The sequence below is a fragment of the Proteus terrae genome (genome assembly GCF_003144325.1).
Classification (GTDB): Bacteria; Pseudomonadota; Gammaproteobacteria; order Enterobacterales; family Enterobacteriaceae; genus Proteus; species Proteus terrae.
This window is the reverse complement of the sequence record NZ_PENS01000008.1, coordinates 172549-188402: the sequence shown is the minus strand read 5'-3', so window position 1 is coordinate 188402 and position 15854 is coordinate 172549. Positions and strand designations below refer to the sequence as shown.

Sequence of the window (15854 nt, the reverse complement as noted above, 5' to 3'; positions counted from 1 at the left end):
TATTATGCTTATATTCCGAGGTGTAATACTTTTTCTTTGTATGAGTTTTCTCACTCCTTCTGTATGGGCTGCTTCTGGCTTTTTAAGAGTCACAGTGAGCGGGAGTGTGGAATCGCGTCCTTGCAAAATTAACGATGGTAAACCTATCGAAGTGAATTTTAATGATGTGATGACCACAAGAATAGAAAACGAAAATTATAAACAAAAAATGGATTACACCTTGGATTGTAAAACAACAGGTGATCCGAGTATGTCCCTGAAATTTACTGGTGATGGTGCAGGGTTTGATACACGTTATTTAAAAACAAGTGTGACAGATTTAGGGGTGTTATTTAAAACCGCTGATACCAATATTTATATGACAACACCGTTTAAGTTTAGCTATAAAACGAGACCTGAGCTTTATGCTGTACTTGTGAAAAAAAGTGGTGCCACATTACCAACGGGCGCTTTTACTGCAACTGCAACTATGCAGGTTTATTACAACTAACGGAGGAATAAACAATATGCATTATTATCCATTCCTCATTATGTTATTTTTATTTTCTGCATCTTCTTTACCCAGTTTGGCAAAAGATAATGAAACACAGATACTGATTAAAGGTAACTTATTAACTCCACCTCCTTGTAAAGTGAATGATGGTAATATGATTGAGGTGAATTTTGGCCCCGTGGCAATAAAAACGATTAAAGGCTATGACCAAAAACGCGAGATTAATTACCAAATTACTTGTGAAGAAAATTTAAATAACTGGAATATGTATTTATCGATAGATGGGAAAAAAAGCAGTTTCGATCCCAATGGATTGAGAACCAATATTAATGAATTAGCCGTAAAATTTATGATGGGTAATTCTATTATTGATTTAAATAAAAAGTATTCAGTTAATTTAAATAACCCTGAAAAGATTTGGGCTGTCTTGGTTAAAAAAGAAAATAGTGAACTGACTCCCGGTAATTTTACCTCAGGTGGCACTTTATTTGTGGAGTACCAATAATGAATAGATTAAGTGTGTTTCGCTCTATTATTGGTAGTTGTTTATTATTTTCCTCTTCTGTTTTTGCAGCTGAAAATCTTAATATTTTTGGTTCATTAATTATCGCACCTTGCAAAGTCTTGCCTGAACACTCTCAGGTTGATGTGACATTTGATGAAATTCGCTTGGATGATATTTATAAAAGTTATTTTGAATTTGAGAAAAAGGATTTCAAAATTACTTTATCAGAGTGCGATATCTCTATTGCCAAGCAAGTGAAAATTAAGTTTGAAGGAGCAACGCATAATGAACTTTTCGGATTATTGGCATTAGACGACAGTGCAAATAACCCTGATTTAGGAATAAAAATTACCACTAAAGAAGGTGTACCCGTAATATTAGGGGATTACACCAGTTTATATAATATTCCTAATAATGGCATTTTTGAGCTTAATTTTATAGCTTATCTGCAAGCAACAGCGGCTGCCATTGCAAATAAATCAATTAAACCGGGGCATTTTTCTGCTACTGCCGTGTTTTCTTTGAAATATGAGTAAAAGATAATGAAAAAAATACAGCAAATTTTAAAGTTATTAATTGTACTATGCAGTTTTTCACTATTTAGCGTACAAGCAGGTTATTTTACTTATATTACTAAATCAGGCGTTTCACCTGAGAAGGAGAGTGATATACGTTATAACTTTGTCATGGAATATTGGACAGAGATGGGATTTACGCCAAACCCTTGTAAAAGTTTAGGTTTTAGTGGGCGATGTTTTATTCAAATAAATCACTTCCACAGCCTACCTAATAAAGGGGGAACGGGAACAGAACGTCGAGTTCCATGGCGTTGTAATGTTGATTTACAAAAATTGGCTAGTATGTCCGAGATACGTGATGTCGCAATGAATCAATGTGGTTTATCACTTCCTTTTGTTGGTTTTAGTGATCACCTTGGTAAACCTAAGGTTGATGAATGTATTGCTTTTTTTATGACGAGTAGTCCAACGGGAGGAAGTGGAAGAATGGTGCCTGGTGGTGTATGTGGTATTGCCCCACCGCCTGAAGGTAAATGTGCATTTATTTCTAGCAATTTAAATATTTCACATGGCGTACTTGATGTGACACAAGTTAATGGTAATGAAGCCGAAGAGCAATTTGCACTTACTTGTAATGAAACTATGCCTGTAAAAATTACCAGCTCAATGGAAGATCATTTTTTAAACTTAAAACCAGATGGTAGCATTCGTTCTTTTTTAACCTTAAATGGTTCACCTGCATCGATTGGAACACAGGTTAACACAATAAAGAATGAATATACTTATGTGAGAGTGATGTCAAAGCTTCAAACCTACGGAACGCCTTCATTAGGTAACTTTAGTGGTACTACGACATTGGTATTATCAATACCTTAACAAAATTAGAAGAGTCAATAATGACCTAGATTGATAGCGTTTTTCGTTGACTTACCCGCACATAATTGTGCGGGTTTTTTTTATGTGCTTAATGTGAAAAAAGGTTTATAGCGTTATAGGTTCAATAACTAATTCACCCTTATTTGTATCTAATTTTAGCTTTTGAGATTCAGAAACTTTTAATAACGTAGGTCCTAAATTGACTAACATCGGTAAGCGCATTTCCGCCGCGATAATGGCACTGTGAGAGCGGCTATCTCCTTTTGCTAAAGCAATACCGACTAATTGGCTATCAACTAATTGAATTAATGTCGAAGGGAAAAGCTCTTTTGCGACCAAAATAGCAGGTTGTGAAGGGGTGAAACTTGGGCGTGTTTTATCTTGTAAATGATAAAGTACCTGATTACGCAGATCACGAAGATCGAGTTCACGCGCGCGTAAATAAGGATCGGAGAGGGCGCAATACAGTTGTGTTCTTTCTTGCATTTCATCCGACCAACTTTGTTGGGCGCTGATCTTCTCTTCTTTAATGCGATCAATCACACTCGTAATTAATTCATCATCATCTAACATCATGATATGGCCGTTAAAAATAGCACCAATATGCTCACCTAATGTCTGGCTCGCTTTATTGGCAGTCTGTTTTAGTACTTTTAGCGTCTCTTTTATTGCGAAATTAAGTTTTCCAATTTGGGCATGGATATCAATCGGTTCAGATAAGTTTTCTATCGGTGATAGTTCTATTTCATGCCAAATAAAAGCAGGGGCTTTAATTTGAGACACCGGGGTTAAAATACCTTTTAATGTTATGGTATTAGAATCAGAAGGTAGCTCTTCACCAAAGCCATTTTTGGCAAGTTCAAGAAAAGCGGCAATCGCCTCATCTTCTTGCTCACCTGAGGCAATTAGCGTTATCTCATCACCTTGGCGAATTTGTATTAATGAAAGCTGATTTAAGCTGAGAGGATTAATACGTCTATCCCCTTTAACTAGTTGGTAATCTGCCTGAAAAGCAGAAAGTACTTCAACTAAAGCTGCAGCCGGTCTTACATGTAATCCATGAGGATTGCGAACAACCCAACTTGCCTCTTTGCCGTGAATTTTGACAGGGGCATTAATATCATTTTTAGGCTGAACGAAATTTTCACCCAATTGGATTTTCTTTGGATATAAAGAATTTGAAGCTTCTTCAATCACTTTCTCTAATGACGCTCCTGAAGATGCGGCTACAACCGCAGCAAGTGTACCTTCAACTAAGGGGGCAGAGCAGAGAGTAACTTTTTCAGCGAGATCAGGATCAAGTAATTCAATCGCAGTTTCTGCACTTAATATTGCACTGCCTAAATCCATCATCACAACAATAGATTGTGCTTGAGAAAGTGATTCTATCGCCGTCATAATTTTAACGGCATCGGTACCAATCGCATTTTCTTCATCGTTGATACCCGCGGCAACAGCAAGTTGGCAATAAGCCGGGTTAAGCATCTGACTGGCAAGCTCTGCCACACCATCAGCGAGATGTTTACTATGAGAAACAATAACAATATTTATCATGGTAGACCTTTATTGGTTGCTTGTGTTGGTTGTTTGGTCAGTTATGCATTAATACTATTTGCAAGGGCTTGTATCATCAGTACCACAGAAACACTGCCGGGATCTTTATGCCCGATACTGCGTTCACCTAAGTAGCTTGCTCGTCCTTTTCGAGCTTGCATCGGGATAGTATTTTCAGCGGCTTTTTCAGCGACAATTTGCGCTTGATTGAGGGCTTCTTTAATAGAAAGATTTTGTTCATTAGATTGTTTTAATGACTCAACTACTGGCCACCAAACATCACACATTGTTTTGTCATTTGCCTCTGCTTTTCCTCGGCTTACAATGCCTTCCACACCTTCTGTTACCATTTCAACGAGTTGATTAAGTTCTAGGTTTTGCAATGAAGCCGTGGGTTTGGCAGCACGAATAAAGAAGGTGCCAAATAGAGGGCCACTTGCTCCGCCAATATTTGAGAGCAATGTCATGCCTGTGGTCTTGAGGGTAGTGCCAATATCTTGCCCTTCAAATTCAGGTAACTTTTCCTGCACTTTTCTAAAGCCACGGTTCATATTTAAACCGTGGTCAGCATCGCCAATTTCACGATCTAAATCTGTTAAATAATCACTATTTTGTTCAAACAACAGTGCGCATTGTTGTAATCAAAGAATAATTTGAGCGTGAGTTAAAGCCATTTTTTGCTCCTTTTTCTTGTTATGAAAGACTTATTTCACCATCGCAGGTGTATTTACTGGGGCATCCCATAAGGTAAGTAATTCATTATCCACTTTTAATAATGTAATGGAGATCCCTGACATATCGAGTGAAGTACAATAAGAACCAATTAAAGAACGTTCGATGGTTAAGCCAAATTTTTCACAGCATTGAGTTAAACGGTTATAAACCCCATAAAGCTCGGATTGTGGTGTGGCACCTAAGTTATTAACTAAAACAATGACGCGATCGCCAGATTTTAGGGGTTGTTTTTCCTGATTTTCATCGATCCAAGTACCGCTTTCACGATCCCAATTGCGGATCACTCGTTGATAGTGACCATTTTCAATTAAGGTATTAAACATGGCATCGACGGTATCATTTAGGGAAGTAAATTTACGACGATCAATACCTGGTTCACCGTGAATACCGACACCAAATTCCATTTCATTTTCAGGTAAAGTAAAAGAGGGTTTTCCTGCTGCTGGAACTGTACAAGCTTCCAAGGCAATGCCGATAGAAAAACCATTGTTATTAATGTGATGACCTAATTTAACTAGTTCATCAAGAGAGTCTCCTCTTTCAGCTGCTGCACCCAGTAGTTTTTCAATTAATACGGTATTGGCAACACCACGACGTCCTGCGGTATATAAGCTATCTTTCACTGCCACATCATCATCGACTAATATTGTGGCAATTTTTACACCATCGTCATGAAGCAGTTCTGTTGCTGTTTCAAAATTCAGCACATCACCGGTGTAGTTTTTTACGATCATTAAAACACCTTCACCGCTATCGATCTCTTTGGCACAGTCATACATTTTGTCCGGTGTTGGTGACGTAAATATTTCACCCGGGCATGCGCCATCAAGCATTCCTTTACCCACAAAACCCGCATGCATCGGTTCATGTCCGCTGCCACCGCCGGACAATAGAGCAACTTTACCTTTTACTGGAGCATCTTTTCGCGTGACATAAAAAGAGGAGGGATGAAGTTTGATTTCAGGATGGGCTTTTGCAAAGCCTTGTAGTTGTTCAGATAACACATCATCAACTCGATTAATAAGCTTTTTCATCTTAAATGCTCCGTTTGAAATTTGTGTTTAGTCTTCAAACCAGAAATAGGGTTTCTGGTTTGGGTGGCTGACAAATTCTTTATTGAAGGATTGGCAAACACGGCATAAATGGGCGGTGTCTATTTTATTTAAACATAAGAATTATTTTTATTTAGCTTAAAAATGAATCTACATCATTTATCTTTCTATAAGAATAGGTTAGTCAAATAACCTGTCAGAATGGGAGCAAGATCATAAAAATAAATGAAAAAAGAGTGTCTGTTAGTGATGGTTACATACCTTGCAAAAGAGTGAGTGCTTTCTCTCTTTGTTCTGGAGAAAGGTTTTTAATCACATTTAATAACAACGTATCTTTGTTTTTTGCACTTGGCATAAGGGTGTGACTAAACGTAAGGTTTAAAACAAAGGTATGCCCGCATTCAGGATCACGACAAGCACAATAGAGATCGGATAACTCTTTGTGTTTACGATTACTTTTTTTTATAAGCGCTTTTTCACCGCATTCAGGACAAAAAATAGTTAAGACACGCATAGCATTTTTCTCTTTTCTATGGGCTATCAGATAGCTTCTATATTAGCTGAAATTTGTATTATAACCAGCCTATTTATTGTTTTTTATATAAATCTTTGTTTTAAGGTTATTTAAAGAGGCTTTAAACAAGTTTATTTGTTTTGTTTTATGTGAATAGTTCGGTTATTGTCGGATAAGCATTGATAACCGACGTTAACCGAACAAACTTACTAGCCTGAAATACAAACTTTGTAGATAATAGCTTCACGTTAAATGATACGGAGATAAGCAACATATTGAATTTATTATTTATTATTTTTTGTTGATTTTCAGTGCAAGTAAAAATCAATAGATAAGGATGTCTATTACAAGTTAACAAGGAAGTTAGCAGTAATATAACTGAATCGCCTGTTGTTTATCGCAAATGGATGTTGCGCGTAGTTGAAATAAAAGGAACTTACGTTATCTCAATCGGGAATTTATTCAGTTACACAGGGTCGTGGCTTACTGCTAATTCTTTACAGATTATCTGATGAATGTTGGGAGGTGAGGGTTCTTTTTACGGTTAAAAAAAGTGTAATCAGAGATGAGGTGTATTCATGGATGAATATGACAGCACATTGATATCGTTAGTCATAGTGGGCGCTTTTATTGCATTAGGGAAGATGCTTGTTGCGAATGAAACCATTACATTAAGATTGTTTATCGGCAAAATTATTTTAGGCTCTGCGGTTTCTGTTGTTGCTGGCGCACTGCTTATTTTATGGCCTGGAATTGATTCTGTCGCAGTAATGGGAATTGGCTCAGCGCTCGGTATTGTGGGTTATCAGTTAGTCGAAATCTGGTTACGTAAACGAGGTAATCAATTTTTTTCAGGGAAAGAAAAAGATGATACCAAGTAAAAAGTGCAACACGTTTTTATCATAATAAAAGTCGATAAAGTCAGTTTTGTCTCGAATGACTAAGGAGTTACGTCATGTTCAACACTCAAGCGTTATTTGCATGGATTGCACTACTGGCGTTTAGTTTGGGTTGGATTGCTCAAGGATGGCATCGAGACAATATAGCGTTAGAACAACGGATGTTAATAACGCAAATCGAAGATCAAGCAAACATGGATGCTTGTCTTGATCTTCAACTTTTTGTTTATGTATTAGAGGAAAATTATCTCTAATATAAAAGCGGAGACGCTTATTTTACTTAGTGGATGTCAGTTCCTGACCATTCTGCAAAGACATTAACATAACCGCGAGCCTCTACTACACCAATCCAGTCTTCACCTTCCATTGAGAAAAGAGAAGCACTTTCATTCATAGGAAAGGTTAATTGTAAATCGGTACGATAGAAATTGCCTTCTAACTGATAAGGGTAAGGCCATGTGGTTTTTGTCCATAACGCTTCTTTTATGGAAATAGGCACATTATCGCAAGCAGTACGATTTTTTACTTTTGAGCCACCTTCATCGGTATACGTTAAATAGGCTGAAAAAGGCACATTGATTTTTTTATCTTTAGAGCTAAATAAGCAGTAAGACTGGCCTCGGATTGTTGTTTTAGGCCCTTCAACGGCGGCTGTAATTTTATTGGCTTGGCGAAATGCACTGGTGGTAACAATATAATCAAACGTTAATGGTGGCTCTTTATCACCCACTTTTCCTTCTCTATAAGGATTGTTGACTAATTCTTTAGAAACAATACTAATGCCATAATCGCGAGGCTTGATAATAATCGTATTTGATGGCGTAAATTCATAAAATCCTGATTGAGGTACTGCAACATTGGTAAAACTAAAGGTAAATAAATCTTGGCTTTTAGAAAGATCCACGTTGTTTTTAATTAATTTTTTAAAGAAATTTTTTGTAAAATGAACATAAACGCCACCATTACCAGGAGTGATTAAATAAGAAGCAATGGTTGGTGATGAATAATAATAGGTTCTTGATGTAGGTGTTGCTGAAAGAAGTATATCACTCGCTGTTGGTGTAAATGATAATGTCGTTGTATCGACTTTCATCGCTAGTCTCATAACATTTAAGTTTTCGCCTTTTAGTTCATAATCGACCATCTTACAGACAACATTATCGCCTACAATTTCGCAAAACTTAGATCCTAAGCCTAAAACAGCATTACCTTCGCTATCGACAAAAATCTCTTGTAATGCATTGGTTGATTTTAGCTTTATATGCCCATTTTTGGTGATCGCAAAACTTTGCTCATTTACTTTACCATTTACAGAACGACACGTTTGACCCAATGCAGGGTTGTAATCATTTTTGGTATAGCAGAAAAAATAACTAAAATTCTCAGTACTGCCAATAGGCAAGTTTTGCATATATTGATAAAAAGAATCAGAGAATATCGCCCTAGGAATACCCGCTTCACCGCCATGAGTATTCATGTAAGCACGATACATTCCATCACTTAAGACTTGCTCAGGTCTTTGTATTCCATCAGATGGGCAATCTCTATATGTTCGCCAGCAACGGTTACCAATAAATGGCATTTTAATTGGAGAGTTTTCTAACCAAATATCAAAGTAATTATTGATAGGTACTACACCCGTATATCCCATGTAACCTAAACTAAGTTGATTATCACTGTATTTAGTAAAAACGTTAGCACCACTAAAACGGGGGTCCGTTTTTTGAGGTGTAATAAAATATTCGTTATCAATATTGTTCTCAATAAAAACAATATCATTGGTGTAGGTTGCTGCACTGGCAGTAAATGTAGCAAAAAGGGTAAGTATTAATAATAAATAATGTTTAAACATTATATGCTTTCCTTTAATTCCGGTTTACCAATGTAGTTTGCGGATCACAAATCACATCACCTACCCATAACACACCGCGTGCAGATGAAAGGTCTAATTCAGCTTCACAAATTTGTTTATCATCTTGTTGTAATGAAATCACTGGATAACGTTTATCAACATCCATAGCAAACTGACCTTGATGGTCGGTTTGAGTGCGCCCGATATGGTTACGTACTTGTGCACTGGCTAACAGTGTGCCATCAGGCGATTTCATTCGACCAAACACGGTAACCATCTGTTTTAACTCAGGCTGATGCACCGCAACGTTACCCGGATAAAGCACCACGTTTTTCACACGACCTGAGGCAATATCAAAGCTATCTTCACTGTTTTTATCATTCAGTAATTCGACTTTATATTCGGCATAAGGGGAAAGTGGAATAAAGTTATTCCCACCCGATAACACAAAACGTTGACCATTGACGTTGGCGGCAATTTGGCCTTCACCATCAATCCCAGTTTTGACAATTACCCCTGATGTTTCTTGTTTACCACTGGCAGAGAAATTCATATCACTATAAGCCAATGAACCTCGTGCTGTTAAGGTGGTATTTAAACGGTCATTATTAGGGCGACTCATGGTTAACGTACCAGTGCTGTATTTGGTATCGAATGAGCCGTAACCACTGACAGAGAAATCACTGTCAGTACCGTCTTTATCATGTAATAAGGTGGATACGGATAAGCCTGCGTTACGAATAGCAGAATCTTCAAAGCTTTTTGATGCAGATAACTCACCACGCATATTTCCATTACTGGAAGAAACGCCCGCACTGAGCCATGTGGCTAATGGCAGTGAGAAATCTAAGGTAATGTATTTTTCGTTGGTGCTGTTTTGGTTATCGTAGTGATAGCGTTGAACACCAGTACGCAAACTCATACTGCCGTAACGACCTGTATAAAGCGTAGTTGCATATTCAAAACTGTTAGACTTATTTTTGTCTCTTAAATCTTTAGTGTGAGAATAAGTAAATGAGCCTGCATATTCCCAAAATTGAGAGAAATTCAGGGTAGTACCAAAAGAGTAGCTATCAGAGTCATACATCGGAAAATCATCTTTGATATTTCCTTTTTCTCGATTGACCCATAATGCGCCAATTCCTTTAGGCAAGGAGTAATTAGCAGTAAAAATATTACGGTTACTACCATCTTTAGCAATTAGTGCTTGCCAACTGGTTGAGAGTGTATCCGTTAATTGTAAATTACTATTGGTTTCTAATACGACAAGATTATCAAAGGCATAAGCAGAACCCTGTAAGTTCAAGCCTGAAAATACACCTAATGTAATCGCACCAGCGCCACCGACTAAGACCGTATTATCGCCACTGGTTGTACGATATTCGTTATTATTATTTTTAATACGTTTTTTGTAATCTACATATCCTGAATATAATTCCCAACGGAATTGGTTTAAAGTGGCGCCTTTCATATTGTAAGATTTATTGACGGTTTGACGCTGTTGAGAACGGACTTTCCCATCAATCACTACTTCGATATCGACTTCATAAATACCGAAAGGGAGGGGTGCGGTATCCACTTCAAAACTCCCCATTGGGAAATTTTGAATACTTAATAATTTGCCATCACGATAAAGGCGGACTTCACCGGCACTCGGCAAAAAGACTGTAATGGGGGTTAGAGAAAGTTGAGAATGGCTTACTTTAGACGATGAATTATTACCGTAAGTAACACCATAAACTTTACTGCTGTTAAGTGCTGACATCGAAGCAATAGATTGTAAGTTCCACGTATTTAATAGACCAAAAGCAAAACGGCGACCATTAAAGTCACGTTCAAACATGGCACGATAAAAGTCAAAAGACTGCTCTGCAGTACCTAGACCATACGCTGTGGCGCTCAAATTCAAATGGTTTTCAGCAAAACTCCAAATACTGTCGATTGAAAAATAACTATTAGTATTATCTTTTTGCTGTTTCATTTGATTGTTATAGACACCTAAATCATAGGTGGTAACGGAGGAAATATTATCAACGGTTGATTTTCCTAACATTTCCGAACGTGCTTTGATTTGAGTGGCAAGGCCTGCTTCATTAACATCTAACGACATAATAAAGGTACTTAAATCAAAATTAAGCGTAGCATCTGAGGAAAGCACTATCTTATTATTTTGATCAAAGGGCTTATCTTTAAGTTCGTTTAATGATTGGAGGAGTTGTTTATTGATAGAGGCAACTTGTGCGTCACCTTCATCTAGTGTTGGAGTCACTGAGTTAATGGTGATTTTATTGTCTTTAAGTACCACTAGTGCATCGGCAATTTTATTACGACTTTGTTCTTCTAATACAGACTGATTAGAGAGGTTATAACGCAGATAAACAGGGATCGTCATGCCTTCTTCTAACGCAGTTGCGAAGACACTAGGAATGATGTAATTACCCATCTTTAAACTAGACGATTGGCTAAATGCACTTCCAGATAAAAGGCACAAAGCGATACCTAGAGCTATCCCTGATTTACGCACAATGAATCCTTATTAAATTAATTTATAATAATAAAATCATCGTTATGCCAAATACCGACAGTTGCTCTTTTGCTTTGAACATCGACTTGTTTTAACTTAACACCAAGGCCTGGCATGACATAATAACGTTCACTACAACGATTATTTTCATTTTTTGTCACGGCATCAGGCATACAATCGCCTGTGGCGACAGTACGGAATGAGCTATTCCCCGTGTTGTAAACAATACGAGTGCTTTTATCGAAACGGTAACTGAAGTTTTCTTGACGTGGAGCGACGACTAAAATGGTACTTATCATTGCTGATGTGGTCGCAGTTGCTGCTTTTGAGCTCTGTGTTGATCCGGTTTCAGTCACGGGATCATCACGCCAAACTAAGCGATAATAGCGTTCTTGATTATCACTAGGACCTTTATAGAAAATCTTGAAATTTTCTTTGGTTTTTCCGGGTAAAATTAAGTTTGCTGGTGAGATCAAAATCTCATTATTAACTAAAGGGATCACTTTTCCATCTTCTAAAGGCGATGAAATACGTTCAATAGACAATCCAACTAACCGTGCTTGCTCGACGTTATTTTCAATTTCTTTAGCAAGAATAGTTTGGTCAGACTGCATTGTTTCAGTAATGGCGCCGACATGGATGGCTGCTGCAAATTGGCTATAAAAAACCAAAGGACTCAAACACGCTAATATTATTTTTTTCATCGTGGATCCTTGAGGGTGAGCGAAAATTCGCTCATCCCGTATTTATTAAAATACTTACTTTGTAACTTATGGTGTTTTAGTGAAGTCGCCTTCCCAAGTTGCAGTAAACTGAACTTTAACGTCACCATCCCAGTAACCATCAGCTAAATCAGAGAATTGAGTATCAGTACCAGCGATTTTTGCGGAAGCAATATTGAACGTGAATTGGCTTTGACCGCTTACACGCTCTTTACCGTTGTAAGCACCGTCTTGAGCTAAGAAATCAAGACCAGCCGTTGTACCTGCAGCAACGTCAACCATGGTAGTTTCTGTTGAGCTAGTTAAGTCAGTACCATTCCATTTAACACCAACAGTTAATTCACTGTTATCAGAAGCACGTACTAATTTATCGGTGATGATTTTTGAAGTCAGTTTAAAATCAGTCGCTTTTTCTTGACCTTGGATAGTGATATCGAACGCACCATCTTGAGAATTAAATGCTTTAATACCTTCCGCATAATTGAAAGTTAAAGATTTTAATGGTGTAACAACTAACATACTTTTAGTATCTTTGTATGCTTTCGCATCCCATGAAGCAACAGCACTTGCTGTACGAGTATCAGCTTGAGCAAGAGTTGTTGTACCCATAATAGCAACTGCAAGAACGGCTAATGTCAGCTTTTTCATAAAATATCCTTCGTAGATTAATTCTTATTACATAATGTTTTTAAATAACAGATATTATTTAAAAATAATCAGTTATTCAGTTATTCAGTTATTCAGTTATTCAGTTATTTAGGTTTTAGTAAAAATACTTATTTAAAATGAACTTTTAAATAGATTCATTTTAAATAAAATATATTTTTGAAATAGAAAACTGATTTTTTGAATTTGTGAGTGTCGATTCTCTTTATGATTTAAATCAATATATTCAAATGCGCAAAAAAAGTAATAAAGCTAAAATAAGTGCATTTATTCTTTTTTGGATTATTGGTTTTATTTACTAATTTGTCATGAGGTCAATTCTACAATTTAAATTTTTTATGTGGATAGGATTAATCCCATAGGATTTTATGCTGGAAAGTAAAAATATTAGTGTTTTTAAACTTTGTATTGATTTTCATACGCGTAAATCGAGTTTTTATCGTTATTAAATAAAGATAACTTAAGTATTTGTGATTAGTTATCACTATATAAAAATTTTTATTTACTCTCTTTTTGTTTTTTTTATTTTGTAAGGTAATTTTTAGAAATATAAGTTCAATAACTTGGTCTTTTTTGGACTTACCTTGGTGTTTTATTTGTTTTGTGATGGATTTAGAATTAACAGATAAACTTTATTATTGGGAGTATCTAAAAATGATTAGTGAGTATTGATCTAAATTAATATATGGCTATTACTACAAATAATTCTTAATTAAATAGAGCTAAAACTAATAGAAATTCTATTTTTATTTTTAGTTGGATAATAATTTTACAATGTAAATAAAAAGTAAATTAATAATGAAATATTTGTTTTTTACTCAGGGTGAATATGATTGAAAATAACTATCATAAAATAACTATGTAACTAAACGACTCCCTTACCTGCTTTATCGTTCAACGCCGATGTTTATGATTGCAGCCAGTAAGCCTTGGGTAAAAGAGGCTTATTAATTGCGATAAAAATAAAGTCCTATCAACGTTATTAAGAGCGGACAGGACTTTTATGATCTTTATAATTTCTAGTATTAAGGGGTTGAAATAACAGCTTTAGGTGTGGTTTTTCTTTGGTGAAAATAAGCGGTAATAAGCAACATAGCATAAAGTATTGCCCCCATCAGCCATAACAGACCATCCCAATAAGTGACGCTATAACTATAAATAAAGGCAAATAAAAGAGGACCAATGATCCCGGTAATATTGGTTAGGCTCACCAGAGTACCTTGTAATTTCCCTTGCGCATTATCATCGACAGATTTTGATAAATAACCTTGTAATGCGGGTTGCCCCATACCTCCTGCCGCTAAGCAAATTAATGCTGGCAAGATGACCCAAACGTGGCCTATCCACGCTAATAATAAACAGCCCATCATATCAATAGACATACTGATCATAATGGTGGTTTTTTCGCCCCATTTTTGTGCCAATTTCCCAGCGACAATCGCCTGAAAGAAAATATGTAATACACCCAGAACCGCCAAAGACATACCGATAGAAGTTGTGTTCCAATCAAAACGATATTGTGTAAACAGCACCCAGATGGTGGCAGGAATTTGCCCGATAAGCTGGATAATAAAATAGGTTGCTAACCAAAAGTAGAGGCTTTTCTTAAAAAAAACAGTGACTGTATTTGAGGCAGTTTGGTTTTCAGGTGTCCTATTGGCAACAAGCGCTTCTCTTTTTTGTGTTTCTCGGAAAAAGAGCAAAGAGAGTATTAATAATATCGAGTGTGAAATAGCGGCAAAAATAAATGGCATATGAGCACTGATATCACCTAATAATCCCCCTAGCATTGGGCCGATAATAAGGCCAACACCAAAAGCACCACCTAAGAAACCAAAATAGCGAGTTCGATTTTTAGCGGGAGTCACATCACTCATCGCTGATGCACATACGGCACCTGTTGCGCCTGTGATCCCCGCAATGATGCGCCCAATATAGAGCATCCAAAGTGTGGTTGAGAATGCCATTAAAAGATAGTCGAGTGCCGCGCCTAAAAGGGAAAACAGCAAGATGGGTTTTCTGCCGTATTTATCAGACAGTCGTCCTAGAATAGGAGCAAAAATAACCTGCATGGTAGCATAGAGCGCCAATAGCACACCGTAATGGGTTGCTAGTGAATTTTCACTGATAAATTCATTTAATAGCGTAGGGAGTACTGGCATGATAAGCCCGATGCCAATGGCATCTAATACGGAGATCAGCAGTATAATAATAATTGATTTATTCATTGAGATCCTAAAAATCTATCAGTGATAGAGTGGGCGTAAAATATCTCTATCAGTGATAGATTGTCAAGACTATTTTATTCTGAGGTAGGTAATGGCAAAACTAGATAAAGAACAAGTTATTGATAATGCGCTAATTTTACTTAATGAGGTTGGTATTGAAGGGTTAACAACGCGTAAATTGGCGCAAAAAATAGGTGTTGAGCAACCCACATTGTATTGGCATGTAAAAAATAAACGCGCTTTGTTAGATGCATTAGCAGAAACTATTTTGCAAAAGCATCATCATCATGTTTTGCCATTGCCGAATGAAACATGGCAGGACTTTTTGCGAAATAACGCGAAAAGCTTCCGCCAAGCCTTATTAATGTATCGTGATGGTGGCAAAATTCATGCAGGAACACGCCCCTCTGAAAGTCAATTTGAGACATCAGAACAGCAACTACAGTTTTTGTGTGATGCCGGGTTTAGTCTATCCCAAGCTGTATATGCATTGAGCTCTATTGCGCATTTCACATTAGGCTCTGTACTTGAAACTCAAGAGCATCAAGAAAGCCAAAAAGAGCGTGAAAAAGTAGAGACGGATACTGTTGCCTATCCGCCATTATTAACCCAAGCCGTTGCAATTATGGATAGTGATAATGGTGATGCTGCATTTTTGTTTGTCCTTGATGTAATGATCTCTGGACTTGAAACGGTATTAAAGAGCACTCAATAAA

At 36.8% G+C, this 15854-nt stretch carries 15 protein-coding genes and 1 pseudogene; 7 read left to right on the top strand and 9 right to left on the bottom strand.

What is annotated here, in order from left to right:
• Positions 1-4: 4 nt before the first annotated feature.
• Genes DK857_RS09810 through DK857_RS09795 form a run of 4 tightly spaced genes read left to right on the top strand, consistent with a single transcriptional unit; the run spans position 5 to position 2392 of the window.
• Positions 5-490 (top strand): fimbrial protein, encoded by a 486-nt coding sequence (locus DK857_RS09810; RefSeq protein WP_109394159.1) that lies wholly within the window; start codon positions 5-7, stop codon positions 488-490.
• A 16-nt stretch (positions 491-506) separates the two neighbouring features.
• The gene (locus tag DK857_RS09805) at positions 507-998 is read left to right on the top strand and encodes a fimbrial protein (protein ID WP_109402071.1); all 492 of its coding nucleotides are present in this window, start codon (positions 507-509) and stop codon (positions 996-998) included.
• Positions 998-1534 (top strand): fimbrial protein, encoded by a 537-nt coding sequence (locus tag DK857_RS09800; RefSeq protein WP_109394157.1) that lies wholly within the window; start codon positions 998-1000, stop codon positions 1532-1534. The genes DK857_RS09805 and DK857_RS09800 overlap by 1 nt, the downstream gene beginning before the upstream one ends.
• 6 nt (positions 1535-1540) lie before the next feature.
• Positions 1541-2392: an MrpH family fimbial adhesin gene (locus DK857_RS09795; RefSeq protein WP_109394156.1), complete on the top strand. Its 852-nt coding sequence runs from the start codon at positions 1541-1543 to the stop codon at positions 2390-2392.
• A 105-nt stretch (positions 2393-2497) separates the two neighbouring features.
• On the opposite strand, the gene dhaM is transcribed toward DK857_RS09795, so the two are convergent.
• The 4 genes and pseudogenes from dhaM to DK857_RS09775 all read right to left on the bottom strand — a co-directional run bounded on the left by dhaM (position 2498) and on the right by DK857_RS09775 (position 6247).
• The gene (dhaM, locus tag DK857_RS09790; RefSeq protein ID WP_109402070.1) at positions 2498-3946 is read right to left on the bottom strand and encodes a dihydroxyacetone kinase phosphoryl donor subunit DhaM; all 1449 of its coding nucleotides are present in this window, start codon (positions 3944-3946) and stop codon (positions 2498-2500) included.
• A 41-nt stretch (positions 3947-3987) separates the two neighbouring features.
• Positions 3988-4620, bottom strand: a pseudogene (gene dhaL / locus DK857_RS09785) (dihydroxyacetone kinase subunit DhaL).
• 30 nt (positions 4621-4650) lie between these two features.
• A complete protein-coding gene (gene dhaK, locus DK857_RS09780) occupies positions 4651-5715 on the bottom strand; it encodes a dihydroxyacetone kinase subunit DhaK (protein WP_109402069.1) in 1065 nt (354 codons plus the stop codon).
• 271 nt (positions 5716-5986) lie between these two features.
• Positions 5987-6247 carry an ogr/Delta-like zinc finger family protein gene (locus tag DK857_RS09775; RefSeq protein WP_109394152.1) on the bottom strand — a complete coding sequence of 87 codons (261 nt, stop codon included), beginning with the start codon at positions 6245-6247 and terminating at the stop codon, positions 5987-5989.
• Positions 6248-6825: 578 nt separating this feature from the next.
• On the opposite strand from DK857_RS09775, the gene DK857_RS09770 reads away from it, so the two are divergent.
• Complete coding sequence (locus tag DK857_RS09770; protein WP_109394151.1) at positions 6826-7128, top strand: phage holin family protein; 303 nt, start codon at positions 6826-6828, stop codon at positions 7126-7128.
• 74 nt (positions 7129-7202) lie between these two features.
• Positions 7203-7400, top strand: coding sequence for a hypothetical protein (locus DK857_RS09765; RefSeq protein WP_109402068.1), 198 nt, complete (start codon positions 7203-7205; stop codon positions 7398-7400).
• Positions 7401-7426: 26 nt separating this feature from the next.
• Here the strand turns inward: DK857_RS09765 and DK857_RS09760 are convergent, their stop codons facing one another.
• The 5 genes from DK857_RS09760 to tet(H) all read right to left on the bottom strand — a co-directional run bounded on the left by DK857_RS09760 (position 7427) and on the right by tet(H) (position 15138).
• On the bottom strand, positions 7427-8998 hold the full coding sequence (locus DK857_RS09760; protein WP_109402067.1) for a fimbrial protein: 1572 nt from the start codon (positions 8996-8998) through the stop codon (positions 7427-7429).
• A 13-nt stretch (positions 8999-9011) separates the two neighbouring features.
• Positions 9012-11522 carry a CS1-pili formation C-terminal domain-containing protein gene (locus tag DK857_RS09755; protein WP_109394148.1) on the bottom strand — a complete coding sequence of 837 codons (2511 nt, stop codon included), beginning with the start codon at positions 11520-11522 and terminating at the stop codon, positions 9012-9014.
• Positions 11523-11539: 17 nt separating this feature from the next.
• The gene (locus DK857_RS09750) at positions 11540-12226 is read right to left on the bottom strand and encodes an EcpB family pilus assembly chaperone (protein ID WP_109394147.1); all 687 of its coding nucleotides are present in this window, start codon (positions 12224-12226) and stop codon (positions 11540-11542) included.
• A 66-nt stretch (positions 12227-12292) separates the two neighbouring features.
• Positions 12293-12892: a common pilus major fimbrillin subunit EcpA gene (gene ecpA / locus DK857_RS09745; protein ID WP_109394146.1), complete on the bottom strand. Its 600-nt coding sequence runs from the start codon at positions 12890-12892 to the stop codon at positions 12293-12295.
• 1043 nt (positions 12893-13935) lie between these two features.
• Positions 13936-15138, bottom strand: a complete 1203-nt coding sequence (gene tet(H) / locus DK857_RS09740) for a tetracycline efflux MFS transporter Tet(H) (protein WP_109402066.1) — start codon at positions 15136-15138, stop codon at positions 13936-13938.
• 91 nt (positions 15139-15229) lie between these two features.
• On the opposite strand from tet(H), the gene tetR(H) reads away from it, so the two are divergent.
• Positions 15230-15853 (top strand): tetracycline resistance transcriptional repressor TetR(H), encoded by a 624-nt coding sequence (gene tetR(H) / locus DK857_RS09735; protein ID WP_109402065.1) that lies wholly within the window; start codon positions 15230-15232, stop codon positions 15851-15853.
• Position 15854 lies beyond the last annotated feature (1 nt).